Annotated in this window: 26 protein-coding genes; 2 read left to right on the top strand and 24 right to left on the bottom strand. The window is 59.5% G+C overall.

Translation table 11 applies throughout. From position 1 onward, the window contains the following. Positions 1-18: 18 nt before the first annotated feature. The 15 genes from NTD81_RS05685 to NTD81_RS05615 form a co-directional block, all read right to left on the bottom strand. Complete coding sequence (locus NTD81_RS05685; RefSeq protein ID WP_262180386.1) at positions 19-633, bottom strand: NTP transferase domain-containing protein; 615 nt, start codon at positions 631-633, stop codon at positions 19-21. Next, positions 630-1625, bottom strand: a complete 996-nt coding sequence (locus NTD81_RS05680; protein ID WP_262180384.1) for an XdhC family protein — start codon at positions 1623-1625, stop codon at positions 630-632. Before NTD81_RS05680 ends, NTD81_RS05685 begins: the two co-directional genes overlap by 4 nt. After that, entirely contained in the window at positions 1625-3940 is a 2316-nt protein-coding gene (locus NTD81_RS05675; RefSeq protein ID WP_262180382.1) for a xanthine dehydrogenase family protein molybdopterin-binding subunit, read from the bottom strand. Before NTD81_RS05675 ends, NTD81_RS05680 begins: the two co-directional genes overlap by 1 nt. Next, complete coding sequence (locus NTD81_RS05670) at positions 3937-4407, bottom strand: (2Fe-2S)-binding protein (protein ID WP_262182046.1); 471 nt, start codon at positions 4405-4407, stop codon at positions 3937-3939. Before NTD81_RS05670 ends, NTD81_RS05675 begins: the two co-directional genes overlap by 4 nt. Positions 4408-4616: 209 nt before the next feature. Further along, entirely contained in the window at positions 4617-5636 is a 1020-nt protein-coding gene (gene murB, locus NTD81_RS05665; RefSeq protein ID WP_262180380.1) for a UDP-N-acetylmuramate dehydrogenase, read from the bottom strand. Further along, positions 5633-6097, bottom strand: a complete 465-nt coding sequence (locus NTD81_RS05660) for a low molecular weight protein-tyrosine-phosphatase (protein ID WP_262180378.1) — start codon at positions 6095-6097, stop codon at positions 5633-5635. Before NTD81_RS05660 ends, murB begins: the two co-directional genes overlap by 4 nt. Then, complete coding sequence (gene kdsB / locus NTD81_RS05655; RefSeq protein WP_262180376.1) at positions 6097-6861, bottom strand: 3-deoxy-manno-octulosonate cytidylyltransferase; 765 nt, start codon at positions 6859-6861, stop codon at positions 6097-6099. Before kdsB ends, NTD81_RS05660 begins: the two co-directional genes overlap by 1 nt. Before the next feature lie 3 nt (positions 6862-6864). Next, the gene (locus NTD81_RS05650; RefSeq protein ID WP_262180374.1) at positions 6865-7050 is read right to left on the bottom strand and encodes a Trm112 family protein; all 186 of its coding nucleotides are present in this window, start codon (positions 7048-7050) and stop codon (positions 6865-6867) included. Between the two features lie 57 nt (positions 7051-7107). After that, positions 7108-8109 (bottom strand): tetraacyldisaccharide 4'-kinase, encoded by a 1002-nt coding sequence (gene lpxK, locus NTD81_RS05645; RefSeq protein ID WP_262180372.1) that lies wholly within the window; start codon positions 8107-8109, stop codon positions 7108-7110. 7 nt (positions 8110-8116) lie between these two features. Further along, positions 8117-8545, bottom strand: coding sequence for an ExbD/TolR family protein (locus NTD81_RS05640; protein WP_262180370.1), 429 nt, complete (start codon positions 8543-8545; stop codon positions 8117-8119). Beyond that, on the bottom strand, positions 8542-9174 hold the full coding sequence (locus NTD81_RS05635) for a MotA/TolQ/ExbB proton channel family protein (RefSeq protein ID WP_262180367.1): 633 nt from the start codon (positions 9172-9174) through the stop codon (positions 8542-8544). The genes NTD81_RS05640 and NTD81_RS05635 overlap by 4 nt, the downstream gene beginning before the upstream one ends. Before the next feature lie 72 nt (positions 9175-9246). Continuing rightward, positions 9247-11472, bottom strand: coding sequence for a DNA internalization-related competence protein ComEC/Rec2 (locus tag NTD81_RS05630; protein WP_262180365.1), 2226 nt, complete (start codon positions 11470-11472; stop codon positions 9247-9249). Positions 11473-11616: 144 nt separating this feature from the next. Then, positions 11617-12861: a lipoprotein-releasing ABC transporter permease subunit gene (locus NTD81_RS05625; RefSeq protein ID WP_262180363.1), complete on the bottom strand. Its 1245-nt coding sequence runs from the start codon at positions 12859-12861 to the stop codon at positions 11617-11619. After that, the gene (lolD, locus tag NTD81_RS05620) at positions 12861-13544 is read right to left on the bottom strand and encodes a lipoprotein-releasing ABC transporter ATP-binding protein LolD (protein ID WP_262182045.1); all 684 of its coding nucleotides are present in this window, start codon (positions 13542-13544) and stop codon (positions 12861-12863) included. Before lolD ends, NTD81_RS05625 begins: the two co-directional genes overlap by 1 nt. 7 nt (positions 13545-13551) lie before the next feature. After that, complete coding sequence (locus NTD81_RS05615) at positions 13552-14808, bottom strand: lipoprotein-releasing ABC transporter permease subunit (protein ID WP_262180361.1); 1257 nt, start codon at positions 14806-14808, stop codon at positions 13552-13554. Positions 14809-14903: 95 nt separating this feature from the next. On the opposite strand from NTD81_RS05615, the gene NTD81_RS05610 reads away from it, so the two are divergent. Both NTD81_RS05610 and NTD81_RS05605 read left to right on the top strand, forming a co-directional pair. Continuing rightward, a complete protein-coding gene (locus tag NTD81_RS05610; protein WP_262180359.1) occupies positions 14904-15491 on the top strand; it encodes a PilZ domain-containing protein in 588 nt (195 codons plus the stop codon). A 64-nt stretch (positions 15492-15555) separates the two neighbouring features. Beyond that, on the top strand, positions 15556-16281 hold the full coding sequence (locus NTD81_RS05605; protein ID WP_262180357.1) for a glycerophosphodiester phosphodiesterase: 726 nt from the start codon (positions 15556-15558) through the stop codon (positions 16279-16281). 155 nt (positions 16282-16436) lie between these two features. Here the strand turns inward: NTD81_RS05605 and sthA are convergent, their stop codons facing one another. From sthA to NTD81_RS05560, 9 genes are all read right to left on the bottom strand, one after another. Then, positions 16437-17831 carry a Si-specific NAD(P)(+) transhydrogenase gene (sthA, locus tag NTD81_RS05600; RefSeq protein ID WP_262180355.1) on the bottom strand — a complete coding sequence of 465 codons (1395 nt, stop codon included), beginning with the start codon at positions 17829-17831 and terminating at the stop codon, positions 16437-16439. A 122-nt stretch (positions 17832-17953) separates the two neighbouring features. After that, positions 17954-18181 carry a (Na+)-NQR maturation NqrM gene (nqrM, locus tag NTD81_RS05595; protein ID WP_262180353.1) on the bottom strand — a complete coding sequence of 76 codons (228 nt, stop codon included), beginning with the start codon at positions 18179-18181 and terminating at the stop codon, positions 17954-17956. Continuing rightward, on the bottom strand, positions 18178-19203 hold the full coding sequence (locus NTD81_RS05590; protein ID WP_262180351.1) for an FAD:protein FMN transferase: 1026 nt from the start codon (positions 19201-19203) through the stop codon (positions 18178-18180). The genes nqrM and NTD81_RS05590 overlap by 4 nt, the downstream gene beginning before the upstream one ends. Positions 19204-19205: 2 nt before the next feature. Further along, positions 19206-20432: an NADH:ubiquinone reductase (Na(+)-transporting) subunit F gene (nqrF, locus tag NTD81_RS05585; RefSeq protein WP_262180349.1), complete on the bottom strand. Its 1227-nt coding sequence runs from the start codon at positions 20430-20432 to the stop codon at positions 19206-19208. 13 nt (positions 20433-20445) lie between these two features. After that, positions 20446-21054 carry an NADH:ubiquinone reductase (Na(+)-transporting) subunit E gene (nqrE, locus tag NTD81_RS05580; protein WP_262180347.1) on the bottom strand — a complete coding sequence of 203 codons (609 nt, stop codon included), beginning with the start codon at positions 21052-21054 and terminating at the stop codon, positions 20446-20448. Continuing rightward, positions 21054-21728: an NADH:ubiquinone reductase (Na(+)-transporting) subunit D gene (locus NTD81_RS05575; RefSeq protein ID WP_262180345.1), complete on the bottom strand. Its 675-nt coding sequence runs from the start codon at positions 21726-21728 to the stop codon at positions 21054-21056. The genes nqrE and NTD81_RS05575 overlap by 1 nt, the downstream gene beginning before the upstream one ends. Continuing rightward, positions 21725-22513 carry a Na(+)-translocating NADH-quinone reductase subunit C gene (locus NTD81_RS05570; protein ID WP_262180343.1) on the bottom strand — a complete coding sequence of 263 codons (789 nt, stop codon included), beginning with the start codon at positions 22511-22513 and terminating at the stop codon, positions 21725-21727. The genes NTD81_RS05575 and NTD81_RS05570 overlap by 4 nt, the downstream gene beginning before the upstream one ends. Then, positions 22506-23717 carry an NADH:ubiquinone reductase (Na(+)-transporting) subunit B gene (locus NTD81_RS05565; RefSeq protein ID WP_262180341.1) on the bottom strand — a complete coding sequence of 404 codons (1212 nt, stop codon included), beginning with the start codon at positions 23715-23717 and terminating at the stop codon, positions 22506-22508. The genes NTD81_RS05570 and NTD81_RS05565 overlap by 8 nt, the downstream gene beginning before the upstream one ends. Before the next feature lie 3 nt (positions 23718-23720). Next, complete coding sequence (locus NTD81_RS05560; protein ID WP_262180339.1) at positions 23721-25058, bottom strand: Na(+)-translocating NADH-quinone reductase subunit A; 1338 nt, start codon at positions 25056-25058, stop codon at positions 23721-23723. Positions 25059-25163: the final 105 nt, after the last annotated feature.

The raw sequence follows: 25163 nt of genomic DNA, 5'->3' as shown, positions 1-25163 counted from the left end.
TGCCGCCTTGCCGCTGTACTACTTAAGCGGCGCCAGCAGCCCTGGCTGGAAATCCAAGGCCGCCGGTTCATCCACATCCCACAACACGCCGGGGTCAGCCACGGCAACATCATGCACCTGCTCGTTGCGCAGCAACCCCTTCGCTCCCACATCACCGCTTAGCGCCATCAACGCCTGGCCATGTCGGCTGGCAAACGCCACCGGATGACCAGCCCGCCCCTGCCACTGCGCGCGACTCACGGAGGCATGAGCCAAGCCGTCCAGCACTTGCTGATAGGTGGCCGGCGCAATAAATGGCATATCCGCCAACACCACCAACCAAGCGCCTGCTTCACGACTCGCCTCGACGGCCGCAGCGAGGCTTTGTCCCAGCCCCGTTGAAGCCAGCAGCAGCACCTGGCAACCGTGTTGCTGGGCCAATTGGACAACCTCTGTCCGCTGCGGCGTGGTCACCAGCAAGCGCCGTGTGAGATGCGCGGGCAGATTGCACAACACCTGCTGCAAGACCCCACGCGTCACCCCATCCAAACCACGGCAAGGCGCCAACAACTTATCCTGCGCCGTGGCGCTGGCCTGGCGAAAACGCCGGCCCTGCCCTGCGGCCAGAATCAGCACACAAGGCTCGGCACTCATACCGCAACTGGCTCCAACAGACGCTCAGTGTTTTTTTGCACGGCCTCCACTTGGTTTTTCACCGCGACGATCTCGGCCATCACCGACAAGGCAATTTCCGCCGGAGTGTGACTGCCGATATAGAGGCCGATCGGACCATGCAAGCGTTCGATAGCAGCCTGACTCAAACCCAACTGAGCCAGGTTATCGCGGCGCTTACGACTGTTGCTGCGCGAGCCCAAGGCTCCGACGTAAAACGCCGGAGAGTCGAGGGCGGTGAGCAGCGCCATATCGTCCAAGCGCGGGTCATGGGTTAGCGCCACAATGGCGGTACGCGGGTCGGTCTGGATGCTCAGCACAGCGTCATCCGGCATACCTGCGACAAACCGACCATGGGCATCATCCCAGTCATGCACAAACTCCTGGCGCGGGTCACAGACCAGCACGTCGAAGTCGAGCATGCGCGCCATCTGTGCCACATAGCGCGACAGCTGCCCGGCACCGATCAAGAGTAAACGCCAACGCGGCCCATAAATGGCGCGCAGACGCTGCTCGTCGAACTGCAGATGCTCGGTCTTGCTGGCCGCGGTGATGCGCACCTGGCCCGTATGCAAATCCAGCTCACGGGCGACGATTTCATGGCTGTCACAACGCGCGAGCAATTGCTCAAGCCAATCCACCTCAGTCACGCGCTCCTCAATCAAGCGCAAGGTGCCGCCGCAAGGTAAACCAAAGCGCGCAGCCTCCTCCTTGGTCACCCCATAAGTGATCCATTGCACCGGCGCACCGTCGGCCGGGGTACGACCGTCATAGAGCCGGGCAATCAGATCATCCTCAATGCAGCCACCGGAGACCGAACCGATCACCACGCCATCTTCACGCAGCGCCAGCATGGCCCCTGGGGGGCGCGGTGCGCTGCCCCAGGTTTGCACCACGCTGTACAGCAGTACGCGCTGGCCTGCGCGGCGCCATTGCAAGACGCTGCGCAGGACGTTGAGATCAACGCTGTCCATCAGCTCGCGGCCTTTTGCCAATCCTGTAACTGGAAGCGCACCGGCAGTTCGCGGATACGCTTGCCCGTGGCGGCAAAGATGGCATTGCACAACGCAGGCGCAATCGGCGGTATCCCGGGCTCACCGATCCCCCCCATAGGCACTTCGCCTTCAGGAGTGACGAAGTGCACGGCGACCTCTTTCGGCGCCAGGTTGATGCGGGCCACTTCATACATATGGAAGTTGTCCTGCTGCGCCTTGCCGTCCTTAAAGGTGATTTCACCCAATACCGCATTGCCGATGCCCATGACACAGGCGCCTTCAAGCTGCGAGCGAATCCGCTCCGGGTTAATCCGCGCACCGCAATCCACGGCAATATCAGCCTTATGCACGATCAGACTGCCATCGTCCTTCACTTCCACTTCAAGCACTGCCGCCACGTAGGTGACGAAGCTGTAGTGCACGGCGATGCCCAAACCACGGCCCTTGGCCAACTTACGGCCCCAACCGGCACCCTTGGCAGCCGCTTGCAATACGCCTTTGATCCGGGCGGTATCCACCGGGTACAGCACCGGCGATTCACCGTAGTTCCAAGTGTCGCCCAAGGTCGTCGGATTGATCTTGCGATCCGCCCCAAGCAGCTCCAGCTGATACTTCAACGGGTCTTGCCCGGCCTTATGCGCCAGCTCATCGACAAAACTCTGGATGGCAAAGGCATGGGGAATATTCGACACCGCCCGATACCAGCCGATACGGGCATGGGCCTGCGCCGCAGGGTTCTCTTGGCGGATGTTGGGGATGGCAAACGCGGTGTTGCTAAAGCCCATGCCCAACTCAAAGCCACCCTCGTAGGTCATGTTCGGCCCAAACAGCGAGGTGATTGTGGGCGCGACGGTGCGATGCAACCAAGCCTGCGGCAGCCCGCCTTTATCCAAGCCCGCCTTGAGGTACTCGGCGGACACGGTGTGAAAGTACGAGTGATGGATATCATCTTCGCGCGTCCACTGTACCCGCACCGGCTGCCCTTCCAGCTCCTTAGCCAGGATCGCCGCTTCGACCATGTAGTCCGGCTTGGATTTGCGGCCAAAACCACCGCCGAGCAGGGTCACATGCACGGTCACCTGATCAACGCTTAAACCCAGCCGCGTAGCGATACGTTCCCGTCCCACTTGCGGGGCTTGCACCGGTGCCCACACCTCACAGCGACCGTCTTTGAACAGCGCCAGAGCAACCATTGGCTCCATGGGCGCCTGCGCCAGGTGTGGCAGGTAGTAGGTGGCCTCTAAGGTGCTGGCGGCGGTGCGCAAGGCCTGTTCGGTGTTGCCGGTATTACGGATTTCCTTACCGGGCTTGTGCGCCGCATCTTGCAGCGTTTTGCGGTAATTAACCGAGTCGTAACTGGCGTTCGGTCCATTGACCCAATCAATACGCAGCGCATCCCGGCCTTTCATGGCTGCCCAGGTGTGCTTGCCGATCACCGCGATGCCGCCCAAAGGCTGGAACTCCGACGGCAGCGGACTGCTGTCGATGGCAATTACCTTGATAACGCCGGGTACTTTGAGGGCTTCAGTGGCGTCATATTTAACCACGGTACCGCCATACACCCGAGGCCGGGCGATGGTGGCGTAGACCATGCCGTCGAGGCGCACATCGGCGCCGTAAATGGCTTTGCCGTGGACAATGTTGTCGCCATCAATAGCGCGGTTGGACTCTTTGCCAATGTAGCGAAAATCCTCCGCGGGCTTTAAGCGCAGACGCTCACGCGGCGGTACTGGCAAGGCACTGGCCGCTTGCGCCAACTCACCAAAGCCCAGGGCACGGCCACTGGGTTGGTGCACGACTTTATGCTGCTGCGCCCGGCACTCATCCTGCGGCACCTGCCACTGCGCGGCAGCGGCTTGTTCAAGCATGCTGCGCGCGGCAGCGCCACAGCGGCGCATTGGCTCATACCAGTGACGCATGCTGCGCGAGCCGTCGGTGTTCTGGTTGCCGAAGCGTACTTCATCACCCGGTGCCTGCTGCACCTTAACCTGCGCCCACTCGGCTTCCAGCTCATCGGCCACCACCATGGACAAGCTGGTACGGATGCCCTGCCCCATTTCCGAGCGGTTGCAGATCACCGTCACGCTGCCATCGCTAGCAATGCTCAGGTACACCTTGGGGTCATCGACCAAGCCATGGGGCATGCCCTCGCCACCGTATTTGGTCTCCTCGGCAAAAGCGTTGGGCAAACCCCAGCTGGCGGCCAAAACTAACGCACCAGTGGCACTGGCGCCCTTGAGGAAGCCGCGCCGGCTTAGGTTATTGAGGATGAAATTCTCAGGTAGGCCGTTCATGCTTGACCCTCCTGCAGTTGCGAAGCCGCTTGGCGGATCGCAGTTTTGATACGGTTGTAAGTACCGCAGCGGCAGATGTTGCCAATCATGGCCTCTTCAATCTGCTCATCAGTAGGTTTGGGATTGTTTTTCAGCAGCGCCGTGGCCGACATGATTTGCCCACCCTGGCAGTAGCCACACTGGGCTACGGCGGTTTCCAGCCAGGCTTTCTGTACCAGCTGGCCGACCCGGTCGTTGTGCAGGTTGTCGATGGTGCTGATGTTCTGCCCAACCACCGTACCAATAGGGGTGATACAGCTGCGCGCTGGCGCGCCATCAATATGAATCGTGCAGGCACCGCAAAGGCCCATACCGCAGCCGAATTTTGTTCCCGTATAACCCACGACATCACGGATAGCCCACAGCAGCGGCACATCCTCTGTTACATCTAATTGGTGATCCTGACCATTGAGCTTCAAGGTAATCATGGGCATGCCCGTTCACTATAAATTATCGGGACGAGCAATCTGCTAGAAACGCAGTAAGGTTGTGCAGATTGACTCAGGCTAATGGGCCTCTTGTTAGGCAATGCCTGATGGGCCCTATCTAGGTAAAATAGCTCTGCCACCGAGGTAAAAAACCTGTGCGCGTCTGCACACTTAAGCGAGCATGTTGAGCTTAGACACTAGCGCTGAGTTCAATACAGATTCGGCTCAATTTCTAGGTGAACAGCGAAGCGCGCAGCGATGTCATTTTGAATCCGCTGCGCCAAGGCCAACAGCTGTTGCCCGGTGCCGTTGGCGTAATTCACCAACACCAAGGCCTGCAAGCGGTGCACGCCCACATCGCCATCACGAAAGCCTTTCCAGCCGGCTCTTTCAATCAGCCACCCGGCAGCCAATTTGACCTGACCATCGGTTTGCGCATAAGCCACCAGGTCGGGGTGTTGCTGCTTGATTTGCCCGGCCAGCTCAGCGCTGACCACCGGGTTTTTGAAGAAGCTGCCAGCGTTGCCCAGCACCGCTGGATCGGGCAGTTTTTCCTGGCGGATGGCGCAAATCACGCGGCTGACATCCAGCGCCGTCGGCGTGCTGATGCCCTGCTCTTGCAGGCGCTGCTGCACCGGACCGTAGTTCAGTTTGAGCACGGCGCCACGCTGCAAATGAAAGCGCACCCGCAGGATGATCCAGCGCTCGGGGTGCTGCTTAAACAGGCTGCCGCGGTAGGCGAAGGCACATTCTTCTAGGGCAAATTCACGCAGCTCACCGCTGTGCCGATCCAGAGCGGTCAGCCCGGCAAATACGTCTTTGATCTCCACCCCATAGGCGCCGATATTTTGCATCGGCGCCGCGCCCACGGTGCCGGGGATCAGGCTGAGGTTTTCCAGGCCGGCCAAGCCCTGCTCCAGAGTCCACTGCACAAATGGATGCCAGCTTTCCCCCGCCTCTGCCTCGACCACAACCTGATGGCCATCGTCACTGAGCAGACGAATACCGCGACTGTTCATGCGCAGTACCAGCGCCTCGACATCACGGGTGAGCAGCAAATTGCTACCGCCGCCGATCACCATTAACGGTAGCTGCTGCGCTTGCGCATAGGCTAAGGCCGCGCGCACTTGGCCATCATCCTGTGCCTGGGCAAAGGCCCGCGCACGCACCGCAAAGCCAAAGCTGTTGTATGGCTTTAGCGAGACGTGGGGTTGCACCTGCAAGCTCATAACCGTTCCTTGATTTCGCTTAACAAGCGCTCACTGGCCTGCTCGATTAAATCCAGCACCTGCTCAAAACCATATTCGCCGCCGTAGTACGGATCAGGCACCTCGTCCACGGCCAGCTGATAGCGACGCAAAAACAGATCCAGCTCGGCTTTACCGTGCGCCGGTTGCAGTTGCTGCAGATCCGCCAAGTTGTGCTGGTCCATCGCCAGGATCAGATCGAACTCGGTAAAGTCCGTCACCTGCACCTGCCGTGAACGCAAGCTGGAGAAGTCATAACCACGGCGCTGGGCCGCCTGCCGGGTGCGGCTGTCAGCGGGTTTGCCGACATGCCAGTCACTGGTGCCGGCGGAATCCACCTGCACCCGCGCAGCCAAGCCCGCTTGTTCCAGCTTGGCACGCAGGACACCCTCAGCCGTGGGCGAGCGACAGATGTTGCCCAGGCAGACAAACAAAATGCGCATCAGGCCCCCAACAGTTGGCGCACCCGCGCCAGGTCTTCAGCGGTGTCCACCCCCGCCGGTGGCGCTTCCAGGGCATCCGCCACATGGATGCGCACGCCGTGCCACAGGGCTCGCAGTTGCTCCAGACACTCGGTGTCTTCCAACCAGCACGGGCCCCAGTTAACGAAGTCATGGAGGAACTGCGCGCGGTAAGCGTAGATGCCGATATGGCGGCGGTACGGCACGTTGGCCGGCAGTTGCTCACGGCTTTGCGCCAAGGCATCGCGGGCCCATGGCAGCGGCGCGCGACTAAAGGTCAAGGCCAGGCCTTGGTGGTCGCTGACCACCTTGACCACATTGGGATTAAACAGCGCCTGTACCTCGCTGATTGGCTCGGCCAAGGTGGCAATCGCCGCCTGCGGATTAGCCGCCAAGTTGGCCGCCACCTGATCGATGATGGCCGGCGGAATCAGCGGCTCATCACCTTGCACGTTGACCACAATGGCATCGGGCGCCAGGCCCAGAGCCGCGGCCACTTCCGCCAGGCGATCGGTGCCGGAGTTGTGCTCGACGCGGGTCAGCACCACTTGCGCGCCAAAGCTCTGGCAGGCCTCAACGATGCGCTGATCATCAGTGGCCACGACCACCTGCTGCGCGCTGCTTTGACAGGCTTGCTGCCATACGTGCTGGATCATCGGTTTGCCGGCAATGTCTTGCAGCGGCTTGCCCGGCAGACGGCTGGAGGCGTAGCGCGCCGGAATCACCACAGTAAAGGCTGTGCTCATGGCTTACTTATCCAGACGCTCGTCAACATTGAGGCTGCGGGCTTCGTTTTCCAGCATCACCGGAATCCCGTCGCGCACGGGGAAGGCCAAGGCGTCGGCTTTACACAGCAGCTCGGATTTATCGGCGCTTAAATGCACCGGGCCTTTGCACAGAGGGCAAGCGAGGATATCGAGTAGTTTCGGGTCCATGGGAATTCCTTAAGAATGAACAACCGCGCGGGACGAACCAGGCCAAGCGAGGGGCAGTCAGGCACGCGGCATAAGACGTAGCAGTTGCTGATCAAACCAGCTGACGAATGCCGCCGAAGGCTGCGCATCCACCGCCAGATACCACCAATCAGCAGCAGCAAAACTGCGGCATTTGACAGCATCCTTCTCCGTCATCAGCACCGGCAGCGCTGGGCTAAATTGCAGCAGCTCAGGGCTGTAAGGCGCATGGTCGGCAAAGGCATGGGCTATGGGTTGCCAGTGTAGCCGCTCGAGGGTTGTGAAGAAACGCTGGGGGTTACCGATGCCGGCCACCGCATGCACGGCTTGCCCCGCAGGGAAGTAATGCAAAGGCTGCTCAGCACCACTTTGCAGGTTGATCAGCGCGCGCGGCTCGAGGCTGAAGGCAAAGCCATCGAGCGGATCACTGGGCGCACCGTTGTAGAGCAAGGCATCGACACTCTGCAGACGCTCCAGCGGTTCACGCAAGGGACCGGCCGGCAGACAGCGGCGATTACCGAGGCCACGCGCCGCATCGATCAGCACCAGTTCTAAGTCACGGGCCAAGCGGTAATGCTGCAGGCCGTCATCACTCAAGATCAGGTCCAGCGGTTCAGCTGCCAGTAGCGCGGCTACGGCGCGAGCACGATCAGGATCAATCATCAGCGGCACACCACTGCGCTGCACGATCAGCAGTGGCTCATCACCTGCCTCGGCGGCACTTTGTTCAGGCGTCACGCGCCAGGGCAAACTTGGCGGCTGCGCGCCATAGCCACGGCTGACCACACCCACACGCAAGCCTTGGCCACGGCAGTGTTCTATCAGCCAGAGAATCAGCGGGGTTTTACCGGTGCCGCCGACGGTGATATTACCCACCATAATCACCGGCACCGGCGCGCGATAGATCGGCCATTGGCCTGCGACAAAACGTGCGCGCTTGCGCCGTACCACGGCGCGGTACAGCCATTCCAACGGGCGCAGCAGCAACAGCAGCGGATGCCCCTGATACCACGCCTGGGTAATGCGATCGGACAGACTCATAGGCAGATTAAGGCTTGGCCTGCGCCTCAACCGTGGTCATGCGCAAGTGGGCAAAACCCAGCTTACCGGCGGCATCCATGGCGGTGACCACGGCTTGATGCGGGGTCTGGCCGTCGGCGCTGATGATCAGCGGCAGGCTGTTATCGCCATCGGACTCTTTGCTTAGGGCTGCCATCAAGGTCTCCAGATCGCTTTTCAGCAAGGCCTGGCCATTGAGCGCGTAGCTGCCGTCGGCGGCAATCAGAATCTCCAATTGCTTAAGCTCGGTCTGCTCCGGCGGCGTGCCGCTGGCCGCCTCGGGCAAGTCGACGCGCAACTGGGTTTCGCGGGTAAAGGTGGTGGTCACGACGAAGAACAACAGCAGGATAAACACCACGTCGATCAACGAGGCCAGGTTGATCTCCACGTTCTCCCGCGGCTTGCGGCGGAATTTCACGCTTTGTCCTCGCCCAGATCGACGTCACGGTCACCCTGCACCACTTCCACTAAGCGAATCGCCTGTTGCTCCATGCCGACCACTAGCTCATCGACCCGACGTTGCAGGTAACGGTGGAAGAACAGAGCTGGGATCGCCACGATCAAACCAGCGGCAGTGGTGATCAGCGCCTTGGCAATACCGCCAGCCAGTGACGCGGCGTTGCCCATGCCCGAGCCCATAAAGGAGCTGAAAATATCGATCATGCCCAGCACGGTGCCGAGCAACCCCAACAGCGGCGCGATGCCCGCGATGGTGCCGAGTGCGTTGAGGTAGCGCTCAAGATCATGAATCACTCGCGCGGCGGCTTCTTCGATGCACTCCTTCATAATCTCGCGACCATGTTTGGAGTTGGCCAGGCCCGCCGCCAACACCTCGCCCAGCGGCGAGTTGGCGCGTAGCTCTTTGAGCTTCTGGGTATTGAGCTTTTTCTCTTTGATCCACTTCCACACCTGGCCAAGCAGGTTAGGTGGCGTGACCCGGCTTGGCCGCAGCGTCCACAGACGTTCCGCGATGATGCCCAAGGCGGCGATAGAACACAGAATGATCGGCAGCATAATCCAGCCGCCTGACTTGACCAGTTCCCACACGGTGGCAGATCCCCTTAGCAAAAGTGGCAGCACTCTAGCATAGGGCGATCATCCCGCCGACCGCCGCCGCACTCATTTTTGCCGCCAAAAACGTGGTTCATCCCGCAAAACCTGCGCCTGCTTAAAGGCGCCCAATTCAATTCGCACGGCGCCCTGTTCAGCACTGTCGTACAGCCGCGCACCGATCTGCTGATAACGGGCCAGAGTATGCGGGTGCGGATGGCCGTAGACATTGTGCCGGCCCCGCGAGATTAAGCCGTACTGCGGGCGCATGTGCTCAAGCAGCTTGGCTGAGGACGAGCTGCGACTGCCATGGTGCGGCGCTAGCAACCACTGCGCCGCCAGCGGCAAATCACTAGCCAGCAGCGCCTGCTCAGCGGCGTGATCGATATCGCCGGTTAGCCACAAAGTCTCGCCATTGGCCTCTACCCGCAAAACACAGGAGCCTTGGTTACCATTGCCGGCGCCGGCCCATTGCCAGAGGCGCAAATCCACGCCATCCCACTGCCAATGCTGGCCGCTGACACAGGCTTGGGCGTTAAGCGCGGACGGCAGTTTGCGCGCCTCACCACTTACTACCTGCAACACCGGCAGGCCTTTAGCGATGGCTTCGGCGCCGCCGGCGTGGTCGCTGTCGGCATGGCTGAGCAGCAACAGGTCCAACTGGCGCACGTCCAAGGCGCGTAGCGATGGCAGCACCACCCAGGCGCCGCTATCAAAATCGCCAAAACGCGGACCTGCGTCGTACAGCAGGTCATGTTTTTGAGTACGCAAGAAGACTGCCGTGCCCTGCCCCACGTCCAACAGCCATACTTCGGCCCGGCCATAGTCCGGGCGCTTAGGACTAAACCACAGCAAAGGTAATATCAGCAGCACCCCCAAGGTGCGCATGGGCACAGCGGCAGGCAGCAGGATCAGCAAAGTGCCAAGGGTCGTCAGCAGCCATAACCACAGCGGTAATCTGCTAGGTAGCCAAGCTGGCAGCCAGGTGGCGATCAAACCAAGGCCGCTAAACAATTGCTCCAGCGCGAACCCCGCCACTGCCAGCAAGGCGCTGCCCAGCCAAGGCACGGGCAACAACAAGGTGCCGAGCAAGGCCAGCGGCACCACCACGACTCCAACCAAAGGGACGGCGAGCAGATTCGCCAGCGGCGCGCTGGCACTGACCGGCAAGCCCAGCGCCAACATCAGCGGTAACAAGCCCAACGCCATGGCCCACTGCGCCCGCCATCCACTCAGCCACCACGGCCATGCGCCTAAGCGCCCGGCAAAGATCAATAACAGCAACGCCACCGCACCAAAGGACAACCAGAAGCCCGGTTGCAAGCTGGCCAAGGGCTCCCACAGCAAAACCACCAGCATGCTCAGGCCCAAGGGCAGCCACACGCCTAGATGGCGCAAACGTAAACGCCACAACAACAGCAAAAACACCATCACACAGGCGCGCTGCACCGGCACCTGAAAGCCCGCCAGCCAGCCGTAGGCCAAGGCACCACTGGCGCTGAGCAAGCAGGCCACAGGCAACCAGGGCCAGCGCCGGGGCCAAAAGCCTAAACGCGCCAGTAACGCGACCAAGCCGTAGAGCAAGCCCGCCAGCAGCGCCACATGCTGGCCGGAGATCACCATCAGGTGCACCGTGCCGGTGTGCTGCAGCACTTGCCAGTCAGCCTTAGTCAACCCAGAGCTGTCGCCCAGTACCAGCGCCGCCAAACCGCCACTGCGTCCAGATGCCGACTGTGCCAGCAAGCGCTGACGCAGCTGATCACGCCAGCCAGCCGTACCAGCGCCGGCCTGTAAACGACTGCCCGCTTTCACCGTACCGGTGGCGCCAATGCGCTGCGCCAGCAGCCACGCTTCGTAGTCGAACGCCTGCGGGTTGAGCAAACCATGGGGCCGCTTCAGATGCACAGCCAAGCGCCAGTGCTCCCCAGCGCTGACAGGCGCCCCGGCATACCAACTCAGCCGCAAGCGCTTGGGCAGTTGCGCGCGGCGTGACTGGGGGTTAATCAGCTCAAAGCGCTGCACCTCACCGTCGACTGCCGGCAAGCCGACGATCTGCCCTTCCAGCCACAGGGTCCGGCCATCCAAGGCCGCGCTTAGGCGATCATCCAGCGCGCCCTGCGCCGACCAACAGGCCCAACTAAAACCCAGCAGCAGGCAGCCGATCGGATAGCCGCGCCCAAGCAGCAAACCCAACCCCAGCACCGCCAACACCCCCAGCAGCCACGGCGCTGGCAAGGCCGGCAACCAGCGCAGCACCAGCAGCCCGGCTAACAGCGCGGCAATCGCTTTGCCCATAGACTCGCTCCATGAGTCAGTTGCGCCTGTGATCGGCTGGCAGCCTAGTTGATTCGCGCGCAGGCGCCAGCGCCAGCTCAGCCCAAAACGACAAACCCCACCAGAAGGTGGGGTTTGCCTAGAGCCGATAGCACTTAACGCCGATTATTCGTAACGCAGCGCTTCGGCTGGCTGAATCTGCGCGGCACGCCAAGAGGGATACAGCGTGGCCAAAAAGCTCAGGCTAAAGGCGGCGCTGCAGATCAGCAGCACGTCAGTCCACATCAGTTGCGAAGGCAGATTGCTGATGAAGTAGACGTCCGAACTCATGATCTGCTGGCCGCTGATGCGTTCAATCCACCCCACTAACTGGCTGACATTAAGCGCGGCGATCACCCCCAGTACGGCACCGATAAAGGTGCCGACCAAACCAATCACCGTGCCCTGCACCATAAAGATGCCCATGATCTGCCGGGGCGTGGCGCCCAGAGTGCGCAAAATGGCGATATCGGCGCCCTTATCGGCCACCACCATAATCAGCGTGGCGATGATATTGAACGCGGCCACCGCCACGATCAGCAGCAAGAGCAAACCAATCATGGTTTTTTCCATTTTCATCGCGCTAAACAAGCTGCCCTGGGTCAGGGTCCAGTCACTGGACTTATAACCTTCGCCCAAGCTGGCGGCGACGCTGCTGGCGACTTGCGGAGCCTTGTACAGGTCGCGCAGTTTAAGCCGCACGCTCTGCACCTGGCCCGGCTGCATGCGCTGAATCTGCGCCGCATCGGCGACGTTAATCAGCGCCAGCGAACTGTCCAGCTCGGCGCCAACTTTGAACACGCCGACCACATTCAAGCGCTGCATGCGTGGGCTGATGCCACCCGGCACATTGCTTAATTCCGGCACGATCAGCGTCAGCTTATCGTCCAGGCGCAAACCAAAGCGGCGCGCCGTGATCTCGCCCACCACCACGCCAAACTCGCCGGCGCGCAGATCATTCAGACTGCCCTTGGTCATATGCTGGCCGATGATCGACACCTGCGGTTCCAGCGCCGGGTCAACGCCCTGCAACTGCACCGGCTGCATGGCGCCACGCATCGAGAGCATGCCCTCGAGTTCGGCAAACGGCACCGCCGCCAGCACTTGCGGATGCTTCAGCGCGGCCTCTGCCACTTGTTGCCAATTATCCAGCGGCTGCGTCGCCGAGATCGTGGCGTGGGGCACCATGCCGAGGATGCGCGTGCTCATTTCCCGTTGAAAGCCGTTCATCACCGACAGCACCACGATCATCGCCAGCACGCCTAGGGCGAGGCCAATCATCGAGGTCATCGAGATAAACGAAATAAAGTGGTTACGGCGCTTGGCCCGGGTGTAGCGCAGGCCGATATAAACACTTAAGGGGCGAAACATCAGATAGCCACCAACTTGCCGTCTTCCAAACGCAGGATGCGATCCATCTGCTGCGCCAAGCTCATGTCGTGGGTCACCACCAAGAACGCGGTTTGCGAAGCCTGGCTAAGCTCCTGCATCAAATCCTGAATGCCCTGAGCGGTGTGATGATCGAGGTTGCCGGTCGGCTCATCGAGCAGCACCAAGCCTGGCTGGTTAACCAGCGCCCGGGCAATCGCCACGCGCTGCCGCTCGCCGCCGGACAGCTCCGCGGGTTTGTGCGAGAGGCGATGGCCGAGGCCGACGCGCTGCAACAGCTCGGTGGCGCGCTGACGCGCTTCGTTGATCGCGGTGCGGCCAATCAACAGCGGCATGCACACGTTCTCCAACGCGGTGAATTCAGGCAACAGGTGATGGAACTGATAAACAAAACCCAGCGCCCGGTTACGCAGCAGGCCACGCTGTTTTTCATTCAGCGCCGACAACTCCTCGCCGGCCAACCAGACACTGCCCGTACTCGGCGTATCGAGGCCACCGAGCATATTGAGCAGAGTACTTTTGCCAGAGCCGGAGCTGCCGACAATCGCCACGCGCTCGCCGGGATGCAGTTCCAGCTGCAGATCGGCCAACACCACCACCGACTGCGGACCCTCGTCGTAGCTCTTGCCTAGGTTGCGACAGCTCAATACGGCACGATTTTGCATAACCTGATCACTCATAACGCAGTGCCTCCGCGGGCTGGGTACGGGCCGCGCGCCAGGCCGGATAAAGGGTGGCGAAGAAACTTAGAACCAATGCCGCACCGCACACTTGCACGACATCCGCGAGCATCAATTGCGACGGCAGATAATCGATAAAGTAGACGTCGGCGTTAAGGAATTTGATCCCCAGCAAACGCTCAAGACCCGCGATGGCGCTGCTGATATTCAATGCGGCGAAGATCCCCAGCAGCGCACCAATGACCGTGCCGAACACGCCAATGACCGTGCCTTGGACCATAAAGATCGCCATGATTTGCCCAGGCGTGGCGCCTAAGGTACGCAAGATAGCGATATCGCCTTTCTTATCGTTGACCACCATGACCAGGGTAGAAATGATGTTAAAGGCCGCCACCGCCACGATCAGCAACAACAACAGGCCAATCATGGCCTTTTCCATGCGGATGGCTTGGTACAGATTGCCGTGGGTACGGGTCCAGTCGCGGGCGTAGAAGTCGCCTTCGCTCTCGCCTAAGGTCTGCGCCAGTTGCCAGGCGATTTGCGGGGCTTGGAACAAGTCAGCGAGCTTCAAGCGGATGCCCTGCACCTGGTCCGGCTTCCAGCGCTGCAAGCGCGCCAGATCCTGAACGTGGGCCAGGGCCAGATGACCATCCACCTCGCCGGCGCCGACATGGAAGATGCCGACCACGGTAAAGCGCTTGATCCGTGGGAACATGCCCGCCGGCGTGACCGTCACCTCGGGGGCGACAAAGGTGATCTTATCGCCCAGGCTCACGCCGAGTTTTTGCGCCGCGCTATCCCCCAGAACCATGCCGAACTCACCGGGTTTGAGCGCTTGCAGATCACCTTGGCGGAAGAAGTTACCGATGATCGAGACCTTGCCCTCTTCAGCCGGGTCAATGGCATTGATCAACACCTTTTGCACCTTGCCCTCATTACTGAGCAAGCCCTGCATCTGGCTGTAGGGCGCTACCGCCAGCACCTGCGGGTTGCTTTGTGCTTTCGCGGCCAGGGCATGCCAGTCGCTGATCGGCGTCGGGCTCTCCACCGTGGCGTGGGGCACCATGCCCAATACGCGACTGCGCATTTCATGGTCGAAGCCGTTCATCACCGACAACACCAAGATCATCACCAGCACACCAAGTGCTAGCCCAATCATCGACGTGAGGGAAATAAAGGAGACAAAGTGGTTGCGGCGTTTGGCCCGCGTATAACGCGTGCCAATAAATACGAACAATGGTTTGAACATGTCAGGGCAGATTCGCGGAAATAAAGAAACATCCTTGTGGCGGGGCTTTATCGGCGGCCTTACACTTTGAGCACCACCGTTGCCATGGATTCGCCATGTCGATTCAAGATGAAAATGATCGCCGCGAATACTATCGTATCGAGGATACGATAGCACTGGAATTCACCCCTCTGCGCGGCGCCCAAGCCACAGCCGGTGATGAGCTTCACGATAATTCGCCCCTATTTAACCTGCTAAGCGACCTGCACCTGCTTGAATATGAATCGCAGCACTTACTGCGCCATATCGCCGAAAAAGACCGTTCGCTGGCCAATTATCTGAAGATCATCAATAAACGCGTCGATTTATTAGGCCAAGCCGTGGCGCAAAACTTACTGCGTGATATTGGCGCTGCGCGCAAAGTCACCTTAAGTGAAGGCGGCATGAGCTTCATCCATCAGCAAGCGTTGACCGAAGGTGAACACTTGGCGCTCAAGCTGGTCTTGATGCCACAGGCCTTGGGTTTGCTCCTGCGCGGCAAAGTAGTGCATAGCCAGCCCTTGGCTGAGCAGCAATACGAGATCGGCATCGAGTTTGAAGCCCTCAGCGAAACCCAACGCCAGCTCTTGGCCCGGCATATTCTTCAGCGCCAAGCACTGGAACGCCGCCAGGCCCGCGATCAGCAACCCCCAACCGCCAAATAACCCCGCTTGGCCAGACGCAACCTCGGTTGCCCCGGCCAGCAGCCAAGCCGAATAAGGAGCAGTTGTGACAATTATCTACGGTCATCGCGGAGCGAAGGGCGAGGCACCCGAGAACACCCTAGCCAGCTTTCAGCAGTGTCTAAAGCACGGCGTGCGCCGTTGTGAACTGGATTTGCACCTGTCGCGCGACGGCGAGTTGATGGTGATCCACGATCCAACCCTTAAGCGCACTACCGGCCATCGCGGCAAAGTAGTCGAGCATGATGCCGCTGAGCTGGTCACCTACGACGCCCGCAAAGGCGGCCCCGGCGCCCTCAGCCCCTGTCCGATCCCGCGCCTGGAGGAGTTATTCCAGCAATGCGACTTTGACCATTGGCAGCTGGAAGTCAAAAGCGCCTCCAAGGTGCGCTCCGAGCGCATGGTCAAAGGCATTGCTGAACTGGCTGAGCGTTATCAGCTCGTCGATAAAGTCACCGTTACCTCCAGCTCCCGCGAAGTGCTGCGCGCCCTGCAGCGCTTCACCCCGCACCTCAAGCGGGGCCTGGTGGCTGAGTACGCGTGGCTTGATCCGATCAAAGTGGCCAAGCATTACAGCTGCCACTTGCTCGCCCTGAACTGGACCCTATGCACCCCCGAGCGCCTGCTCAAAGCGCAGAAGGCCGGCCTGCATGTGTCGGTGTGGACGGTTAACGAGCCAGCCCTGATGCGCCGCTTAGCCGACTTTGGTGTCGACAGCATCATCACCGACTTCCCCGGTATCGCCGTCACCACCCTGCCCAACCACGGCTAACCACACGCGGTTACGCAGCTATAAAAAAACCGGCCACCAGGGCCGGTTTTTTTATAGCAAGCCTGTTCAGAAACTTTCGCGATTGGGCCAACGCCAGTCGCGGGAGTCACTGAGCGGGTCCTCCCCGACCGGCTCAGGCCACCGGCCGGAGCCGCTCAAAAAAGCCGGTTAAGGCCATCGAACGCCGCCACACGGTAGGCTTCTGCCATGGTTGGATAGTTGAAGGTGGTATTAACGAAGTAGTTGAGGGTATTGGCCTCACCTTCTTGGTTCATGATCGCCTGACCGATATGCACGATCTCCGAAGCCTGGTAGCCGAAGCAATGCACGCCGAGGATCTGCAGGGTTTCGCGGTGGAACAGAATCTTCAGCATGCCCACTGGCTCGTTGGAGATCTGCGCCCGCGCCATCCCTTTGAAGAAGGCTTTACCCACTTCGTAAGGAACCTTGGCCTGGGTCAGCTCACGCTCGTTTTTACCCACCGAGCTGATTTCCGGAATGGTGTAGATACCGGTTGGCACGTCATCGACAAAGCGAATGTTGCCGCCTTCGATAAGGTTGCTGGAGGCCGAACGACCTTGGTCGTAAGCAGCGCTGGCCAGGCTTGGCCAACCGATGACGTCACCGGCGGCGTAGATGTTTGCCAACGCGGTGCGGTAGCTCTGATCCACTTCGATCTGACCACGACCGTTGGCTTTCAGGCCGATATTTTCCAGCCCCAGCTGGTCGGTGTTACCGGTGCGGCCGTTACACCAGAGCAAGGCGTCGGCTTTGATTTTCTTGCCGGACTTGAGGTGCAGCACTACGCCGTTTTCCACGCCTTCGATGCGCTCGTACTCTTCGTTGTGACGAATCAGCACGTTGTTGGTGCGCAGGTGGTAGCTCAGGGCGTCGGAGATTTCCGCGTCGAGGAAGCTCAGCAGTTGATCGCGGTTATCGATCAGGTCAACCAATACGCCCAGGCCACTGAAGATCGACGCGTATTCGCAACCAATCACACCGGCTCCGTAAATGATCAGACGGCGCGGGGTGTGGCTCAGGTGCAGGATGGTGTCGCTGTCATAAACGCGTGGGTGGTTGAAGTCGACATCCAGCGGGCGATAAGGACGCGAGCCAGTGGCGACGATGACCTGCTTGGCCACCAGTTTTTCCACCGCGCCGTTCGGGCACACCACTTCGATGGTGCGCTCATCAGCGAAGCTGCCAGTGCCGTAGAACACGTCGATACGGTTACGCGCGTAGTAGCCCGTGCGCGAAGTCACCTGCTTGGCGATCACCCGCTCAGCGCTCTTGAGCACGTCCGGGAACGAGAACCAACGCGGCTCGCCGATCTGGCGGAACATTGGGTTGTTGTTGAATTGCATAATCTGCCGCACCGAGTGGCGCAGCGCTTTGGACGGGATGGTGCCCAAGTGGGTGCAGTTGCCGCCCACTTCGCGGCGGCTATCGACCACCGCCACTTTCTGACCGGCCTTGGCAGCGTTCATTGCTGCACCTTCACCAGCAGGGCCAGAGCCCAGCACCACTACATCGTAGTTGTAGACCGCCATGTTTACTCCTCAGATCATACCGTTGCGCGTGTAACGCTGACGGCAGGCCATTACTGCGCTACGCAGCTCGGCTATCAATCAAAATGTTCGTACAGCTCAGTCCCAAGACCTCTGCACAGCGACTAACGCTTGGTAGCGTCAAACGCCATTACGCCCGCTTTGTTTTGCGGATCATTATTGATCTCTTCGCACTTCTCACGGCTTCCGCCGCAAATAGAGCATTCTTTTTCAATTCCCAGATTGGCGATGCCGCCACAGGAGCCAGCAATAGGCTTACGGCCCATGATCACGCCAATGGCCATCATGCCCACCACCAACACCATCACCACAAACACTACGACGAAGGTCATTGCTGTTTTCCTTCTGCGAATAACTGCTCAAACGCTTTAGTACCCCGGGTGACGAAAGCGTCATCCGCGCGGCTGACAAAAAAGGCCGCGATGCCATGCTGCTGGGCGAACTGCCAACCACGCTCCTCGCCCAAGACCATGAGCAAGGTCGACAGGCCATCGGCACGCAGGGTGGATCGATCAACCACGGTCACCGCCGCCAGCTTATGCTCGATCGGTGCGCCTGTGGTTGGGTCCAGAGTGTGCGAGTAACGCCGCCCACCTTCTTCAAAATAATTACGATAGTCGCCGGAGGTCGATACGCCGTAACCGTTCAGCGCTAACACTCGTTGCGCTACGCGCTCACCGCTTTGGGGGGCTTCGATACCAATGCGCCACGGCTGCCCGTCGGGCTTAAGGCCGCTGGCTTTTAATTCGCCGGTGACTTCCACAAGATAGCTAGTGACAGCTAATTGCTCGAGACGTTGCGTGATACGGTCCACGGTGTAACCCGCAGCAATACTGTTGAAATCCAACTGTACGTCAGCATCTTTGCACAGCTGCTGACCTTCGCTACGCAGATATTGCATGCCGGTACGGGCGCGGGCTGCCGCCACCTGGGCAGGACTTGGAACCTGTTCTGCCTGAGCTTTGGGGCCAAACCCCCACAAATCCAGCAACGGCTCCAAGGTCAGGTCGAAGGCACCCTGGCTTTGCTCATGCAGCTCACGACCTAGCTGTAGCAACTCTAGCACTGCTGCCGGCATTGTTTGGCAGGTACCGGCCGGTGCCTGATTAAACTGTTCGATCAGCGAATCATTGCGATAGGTCGACATTTGCTCATCGACCTCAGCCAGGATGGCTTGGGTTTCCTCCTTGAGCTGCTCAAGGCTGGGACTGTTGCTGGTGTGCACATATTTGATCGAGTAAGTGCTGCCCATGGTGGGCCCGCCAAACTCTTCAATGCGCTCAGAAAACCAGCAGCCCGTTAAGGCTGCCAGCAAGCTGACAACAATAACGGGCCGTACAAACAGGTGGATCATGCTTAACCGCCGAAATCGTCGAGGAGGATATTGTCCTCCTCTACACCCAAATCGACCAGCATCTTAATCACTGCGGCGTTCATCATGGGCGGACCGCACATGTAGAACTCGCAATCCTCAGGGGCCGGATGGTCCTTGAGGTAGTTCTCGTAGAGCACGTTATGGATAAAGCCCTTGAGGCCCGTCCAGTTATCTTCCGGCTGCGGGTCCGACAGCGCCAAGTGCCACTGAAAGTTGGGATTCTCCGCCTGCAACTGATCGTACTCTTCGGTGTAGAAAGCCTCACGCATGGAGCGCGCGCCGTACCAGAAACTGATTTTGCGCTTGCTCTTCAGGCGCTTGAGCTGATCAAAAATATGCGAGCGCATTGGCGCCATCCCAGCACCGCCGCCGATAAAGACCATCTCGGAGTCAGTGTCCTTGGCGAAGAACTCACCGAACGGGCCATACACCGTGACCTTGTCACCAGGCTTCAAGTTAAATACCCAAGACGACATTTGCCCCGGCGGTAAATGATCTTTACCGGGTGGCGGCGAAGCGATGCGGATGTTGAACTTAACCAGACCGACTTCATCCGGGTAGTTGGCCATGGAGTACGCGCGGATCACCGTCTCATCCACCTTGGACACATACTTCCACTGGTTAAACTTGTCCCAGTCGCCACGATATTCTTCTTGGATATCGAAGTCCTTGTAGTGCACCTCATGTGGCGGGCACTCCAGTTGCACATAGCCGCCGGCGCGGAAGTCGACGCTCTCCCCTTCAGGCAGGCGCAGGGTCAGCTCCTTGATGAAGGTGGCGACGTTAGGGTTGGACTCAACCGTGCACTCCCACTTCTTCACGCCGAACACTTCTTCCGGCACTTCGATGTGCATGTCCTGCTTCACCGGGGTCTGGCACGACAGGCGCCAGCCGGCTTTGGCTTCACGCCGGGTAAAGGCCGCTTCCTCGGTGGGCAGCATTTCCCCGCCGCCACTTTGCACCACGCAGCGGCACTGGGCACAGGTGCCGCCACCACCACAGGCCGAGGAGAGGAAGATGTTGTTAGCGGCCAACGTCTGCAACAGCTTGCCACCGGCCGGCACGGTGATGGTGCGCTCGCCGTTGATGGCAATGCTTACATCACCGCTGGAAACCAACTTGGCCCGCGCCGCCAGAATGATCAGCACCAGCCCTAAGACGATGGCCGTGAACATCCCGATAGCGATAAGAATCTCGTTAATGATCATCGAGTTACCGTCCTTACAACTGCACGCCGGAGAAGGACATAAAGCCCAGAGACATTAAGCCGATGGTGATAAAGGTGATGCCCAGGCCCTGCAAGCCGGCCGGCACATCGCTGTATTTGAGCTTCTCGCGAATCCCCGCCAGCGCCGCAATGGCCAGCGCCCAGGAGAGTCCCGAACCGAAGCCATAGACGGTACTTTCCGCCAGGTTGTAGTCGCGCTCCACCATAAACAAGGAACCGGCCATGATCGCGCAGTTCACAGTAATCAGCGGCAGGAACACGCCTAAGGCGTTGTACAGACTCGGCACATACTTATCCAAGAGCATCTCGAGGATTTGCACGATGGCCGCGATCACGCCGATATAGCTCAGCAGGCCGAGGAAGCTTAAGTCCACATCCGGCAGACCGGCCCACGCCAGGGCGCCGTCCTTGAGCAAATAGGTGTAGATCAGGTTGTTGGCCGGCACCGTGATGACCTGCACCACGATCACCGCTACACCCAAACCGATGGCGGTTTCGACTTTTTTCGAGATGGCGATAAAGGTGCACATGCCGAGGAAGAAGGCCAAGGCCATGTTCTCAACGAACACCGCTTTAGCTAGGAGGCTTAGATAATGCTCCATCAGTAGGCCTCCTTATCGGATACCTGAGGCGCGATTTTGTAGCTCGGCGCCTCCATTTGTTCCCGCTTCCACGAGCGTAGTGCCCAGATCAGCAAACCGATCAAAAAGAACGCCGAAGGCGGCAGCAACAGCAAGCCATTGGGCTGATACCAGCCGCCATCGTTGACCACCGGAATGATCTCGTAGCCCAGCAGTTTGCCGGCGCCGAACAGCTCGCGAATCACCCCCAGTACAATCAGCATGGCGCTGTAGCCCAGGCCGTTACCGATACCGTCGCAGAACGACAGCAGCGGCGGATTCTGCATGGCAAAGGCCTCGGCGCGCCCCATGACAATGCAGTTGGTGATGATCAAACCGACGAATACCGACAGCTGCTTGGCCAAGCTAAAGGCATAGGCTTTAAGCACTTGATCGACCACGATCACCAACGAGGCAATGATCACCATCTGCACGATCATGCGGATGGAGCTGGGGATCTGGGTGCGGATCATCGAGATAAACAGGTTGGAAAAGCCCGTGACCAAGGTCAGGGCAATCGACATGACCAAGGCGGTTTTCAGGTTAGACGTGACCGCCAAGGCCGAACAGATGCCGAGGATCTGCAAGCCGATGGGGTTGTTCTGAATAATCGGGTTCAGCAGAACCTCTTTAAACGTTGGCTGCGCCATGTTCACGCCTCCCCTTTGTGCAGATTGGCCAGGAACTGAGCAAAGCCATTTTTACCCAGCCAGAAGTGCAGCAGGTTATTCACCCCGTTGCTGGTCAAGGTCGCACCGGCCAGGCCATCAACCTGATGTTCAGCTTGGGCGCCTTGAGCATCGACGCTGCCCTTGATGATCTGTATGGCCAGCTGCCCTTGTGGATCGAACAGGGTTTTGCCCGGCCACAGATTCTTCCATTTCGGGTTATCCACTTCGCCGCCCAGCCCTGGGGTTTCAGCGTGCTGATAGAAGCCAAAACCGGCGATGGTGTTGAGGTCACCTTTAAGCGCCATAAAGCCGTGCAAGGTCGACCACAAACCATAACCGCGCACTGGCAGAATCAGGGTTTGCAACTGACCGTCCTGCTCCACCAGATACACCGTGGTGAAGCGCTCACGACGCTTGATCGAGGCGATGTCATCGCGGGCAGTCAACGCCTTGGACTGTTGCGGATCTTTCGCCGCCACCAGGGCATCGTAGGTCAGTGGATCTTTGGCGTCGCTAAAAGTGCCGCTGTCCAGATCCACCACACGGGCGCTGATACGCTGGGCAAAGAGCGTCTTAACCTCGGCGCCGGACATCGCCGGATTACCCAGACCGGCGATGGCCAAGATGCTGCGCTGCTTATCCAGCAAACGGTTTTCCAGCTGCGTGGGCTTGAGCGCCACCGCCGCGCCTGCGACAAACACCGAGCAAACCAGACACACCAGCAGCGCAGTAATCAGCGTACGGCTGGTGGATTCTTTTTGATTAGACATTGCGCGCCAGCCTCCGCTTGATATTGGCCTGCACGACAAAGTGGTCGATCAGCGGGGCAAATAGGTTCGCCAGCAGAATGGCCAGCATCATGCCTTCAGGGAAGGCAGGGTTGACCACCCGGATCAACACCACCATCACCCCGATCAGGATGCCGAACAGCCACTTACCGGTGTTGGTCATGGCCGCCGACACCGGATCAGTGGCCATAAAGATCATGCCGAAGGCAAAGCCGCCCAGCACTAAATGCCAATACCACGGCATGGCAAACAACGGGTTGGTGGTCGAACCGATCCAGTTGAACAGCGCGCTCAAACCGATCATGCCCAGCATCACCCCGGCGACGATGCGCCACGAGGCGATCTTAGTGATCAGCAGCACCGCGCCACCCAGCAGAATGGCCAGGGTGCTGGTTTCACCGAGGGAGCCCGGCATAAAGCCGATAAAGGCGTCCATCCAGCTGACCCCGTGGGTGACCACATTTTCGATACCGCCAGAAGCGGCCAGACTCAGCGAAGTGGCGCCGGCAAAACCGTCCACCGTCGTCCATACCGCATCCCCGGACATTTGTGCCGGGTAGGCAAAGAACAAAAACGCGCGACCGGCCAGTGCTGGGTTTAAGAAGTTCTTGCCGGTGCCGCCAAACACTTCCTTGCCAATCACCACGCCAAAGCTAATGCCCAACGCCACCTGCCACAGCGGAATGCTCGGCGGCAGAATCAGGGTGAACAGCACCGAGGTGACGAAGAAACCTTCGTTGACCTCATGCTTGCGCACCATGGCAAACAGCACTTCCCAGAAGCCGCCGACGATAAAGGTCACCGCATACACCGGAACCAGATAGGCCGCGCCCTGGATAAAGTTATCCCACAAACTGTTGGGGTCGAAACCGGCCAGCGAGCTGATCAAACCGAAGCGCCAGCCGCCTTGGCTGGCCAGCAAATCCGGGCTGTTGGCGAAGATCAGGTTAGCCTGGTAGCCGGCGTTCCACATGCCGAAGAACATGGCCGGGAAGGTGCACAGCCACACGGTAATCATCATGCGCTTGAGGTCGATGCCGTCGCGCACGTGGGCGGTGGTTTTGGTCACGCTGGCTGGGCGATAGAAAAAGGTGTCGAACGCCTCATACAGCGCGAACCATTTTTCGTACTTACCGCCCTTTTCAAAGTTGTGCTCGATCTTGTCGAGAAATGCACGGATACCCATGGCTTAACCCTCCTTCTCGATACGCGCGAGGTTATCGCGCAGGATCGGGCCATATTCATACTTACCCGCACAGACATAACTGCACAGCGCCAGATCTTCTTCGTCCAGCTCCAAGCAGCCGAGCTTTTGTGCCATCTCGCTGTCGCCGACGATCAAGTAACGCAGCAATTGCGTTGGCAAAATATCCAGCGGCATCACCGCCTCATAGTTGCCCACCGGCACCATCGCCCGCGGGCTGCCATTGGTGCTGGTAGAGAAGGCAAAGCGTTTAGCCGCCTGTAACTTGGAGACAAAGATATTCAGCACCGAATGCTTGTTCACCCCAGCGCGCAGGTAGTGCAACAGCTCGCGCTGATTGCCTTCAGCCAGGCACGACACCTGCAAGTGATAACGCCCCAGATAGGCCAACGGGCCATGGGCCGTACGGCCGCCGAGCAAAGAGCCGGAAACGATGCGATTGTTGCCTGGGTTGAGTTCGCCTGCCGTCAACTCATGCAGGTTGGCGCCCAGACGTGTGCGCAGCAAACGCGGCTGGCTGACCACCGGTCCACCTAAGGCGACGATACGCTCGACCCACAGCTGGCCGCTGGTGAACAGCTTGCCAACGGCGATGACGTCTTGATAGTTGATGCTCCACACCGTCTTGCTGGCACTGACCGGATCGAGGAAGTGGATATGGGTACCGGCTAAACCGGCCGGGTGCGGACCGCTGAAACTTTCCGTGCGCACGTTAGCCAGTTGCTCGCCCGGCAGCGACACGCCCTCGGCTTTGCAGAGGAAAATTGGCGCCAGCTTGCTCAGCACGGTTAATCCATGCGCAAAATCAGTGGCGTACTGCGCGATCACCACCGCCGGATCAGCGGCCAGCGGGTGGGTATCAATGGCAGTGACAAAAATCGAACGGGCTTGGCTATCGGCAGCCGGCACTTGGCTAAACGGCCGCGTGCGCAGCGCAGTCCACAGGCCGGACTGCTGCAGTAGCTCACGCACATTGTGGTTGGCCAAAGTGTCCAGCTGATGCTCAGGCACGGCGGTGAAACCGACCTGTTCATCACCGTCCACATCGATCACCACCGATTGCAGTACGCGCTTTTCGCCGCGATGAATGGCACTGATCACGCCAGCCGCCGGCGCGGTGTACAGCACGCCTGGGGACTTTTTATCGCTAAACAGTGGTTGCCCCACTTTGACTCGATCACCGACCTGAACGTCCATGGTCGGCTTCATGCCGTGATAGTCGTAGCCTATGACGGCGACGCTGCGTACCGGCCTGGCGGCTTCGATTCGCTGCACCGGCGCGCCGGTTATGGGCAAGTCGAGCCCATGTTTAATTTTTATCATAGGTTTGTCTAACCACTGATTTATTAAGCATTTTTTAAAGAGCGCCAGTCACTCGCGGCACTTCAATGGGTGCGCCACAAGAGAACATGGAGTATCCATGCCCAT

It is taken from the genome of Pseudomonas sp. 5P_3.1_Bac2 (genome assembly GCF_025465995.1).
Classification (GTDB): domain Bacteria; phylum Pseudomonadota; class Gammaproteobacteria; order Pseudomonadales; family Pseudomonadaceae; genus Aquipseudomonas.
Note: the sequence above shows the minus strand (reverse complement) of the source record. Positions and strands in the feature narration are given on the sequence as shown.

Coding starts and splice junctions, on each gene's coding strand:
- NTD81_RS05685 (WP_262180386.1), bottom strand. CDS start 633: ATGAGTGCCGAGCCTTGTGTGCTGATTCTGGCCGCAGGGCAGGGCCGG.
- NTD81_RS05680 (WP_262180384.1), bottom strand. CDS start 1,625: ATGGACAGCGTTGATCTCAACGTCCTGCGCAGCGTCTTGCAATGGCGC.
- NTD81_RS05675 (WP_262180382.1), bottom strand. CDS start 3,940: ATGAACGGCCTACCTGAGAATTTCATCCTCAATAACCTAAGCCGGCGC.
- NTD81_RS05670 (WP_262182046.1), bottom strand. CDS start 4,407: ATGATTACCTTGAAGCTCAATGGTCAGGATCACCAATTAGATGTAACA.
- murB (WP_262180380.1), bottom strand. CDS start 5,636: ATGAGCTTGCAGGTGCAACCCCACGTCTCGCTAAAGCCATACAACAGC.
- NTD81_RS05660 (WP_262180378.1), bottom strand. CDS start 6,097: ATGCGCATTTTGTTTGTCTGCCTGGGCAACATCTGTCGCTCGCCCACG.
- kdsB (WP_262180376.1), bottom strand. CDS start 6,861: ATGAGCACAGCCTTTACTGTGGTGATTCCGGCGCGCTACGCCTCCAGC.
- NTD81_RS05650 (WP_262180374.1), bottom strand. CDS start 7,050: ATGGACCCGAAACTACTCGATATCCTCGCTTGCCCTCTGTGCAAAGGC.
- lpxK (WP_262180372.1), bottom strand. CDS start 8,109: ATGAGTCTGTCCGATCGCATTACCCAGGCGTGGTATCAGGGGCATCCG.
- NTD81_RS05630 (WP_262180365.1), bottom strand. CDS start 11,472: ATGGGCAAAGCGATTGCCGCGCTGTTAGCCGGGCTGCTGGTGCTGCGC.
- NTD81_RS05625 (WP_262180363.1), bottom strand. CDS start 12,861: ATGTTTCGCCCCTTAAGTGTTTATATCGGCCTGCGCTACACCCGGGCC.
- lolD (WP_262182045.1), bottom strand. CDS start 13,544: ATGCAAAATCGTGCCGTATTGAGCTGTCGCAACCTAGGCAAGAGCTAC.
- NTD81_RS05615 (WP_262180361.1), bottom strand. CDS start 14,808: ATGTTCAAACCATTGTTCGTATTTATTGGCACGCGTTATACGCGGGCC.
- NTD81_RS05610 (WP_262180359.1), top strand. CDS start 14,904: ATGTCGATTCAAGATGAAAATGATCGCCGCGAATACTATCGTATCGAG.
- sthA (WP_262180355.1), bottom strand. CDS start 17,831: ATGGCGGTCTACAACTACGATGTAGTGGTGCTGGGCTCTGGCCCTGCT.
- nqrM (WP_262180353.1), bottom strand. CDS start 18,181: ATGACCTTCGTCGTAGTGTTTGTGGTGATGGTGTTGGTGGTGGGCATG.
- NTD81_RS05590 (WP_262180351.1), bottom strand. CDS start 19,203: ATGATCCACCTGTTTGTACGGCCCGTTATTGTTGTCAGCTTGCTGGCA.
- nqrF (WP_262180349.1), bottom strand. CDS start 20,432: ATGATCATTAACGAGATTCTTATCGCTATCGGGATGTTCACGGCCATC.
- nqrE (WP_262180347.1), bottom strand. CDS start 21,054: ATGGAGCATTATCTAAGCCTCCTAGCTAAAGCGGTGTTCGTTGAGAAC.
- NTD81_RS05570 (WP_262180343.1), bottom strand. CDS start 22,513: ATGTCTAATCAAAAAGAATCCACCAGCCGTACGCTGATTACTGCGCTG.
- NTD81_RS05565 (WP_262180341.1), bottom strand. CDS start 23,717: ATGGGTATCCGTGCATTTCTCGACAAGATCGAGCACAACTTTGAAAAG.
- NTD81_RS05560 (WP_262180339.1), bottom strand. CDS start 25,058: ATGATAAAAATTAAACATGGGCTCGACTTGCCCATAACCGGCGCGCCG.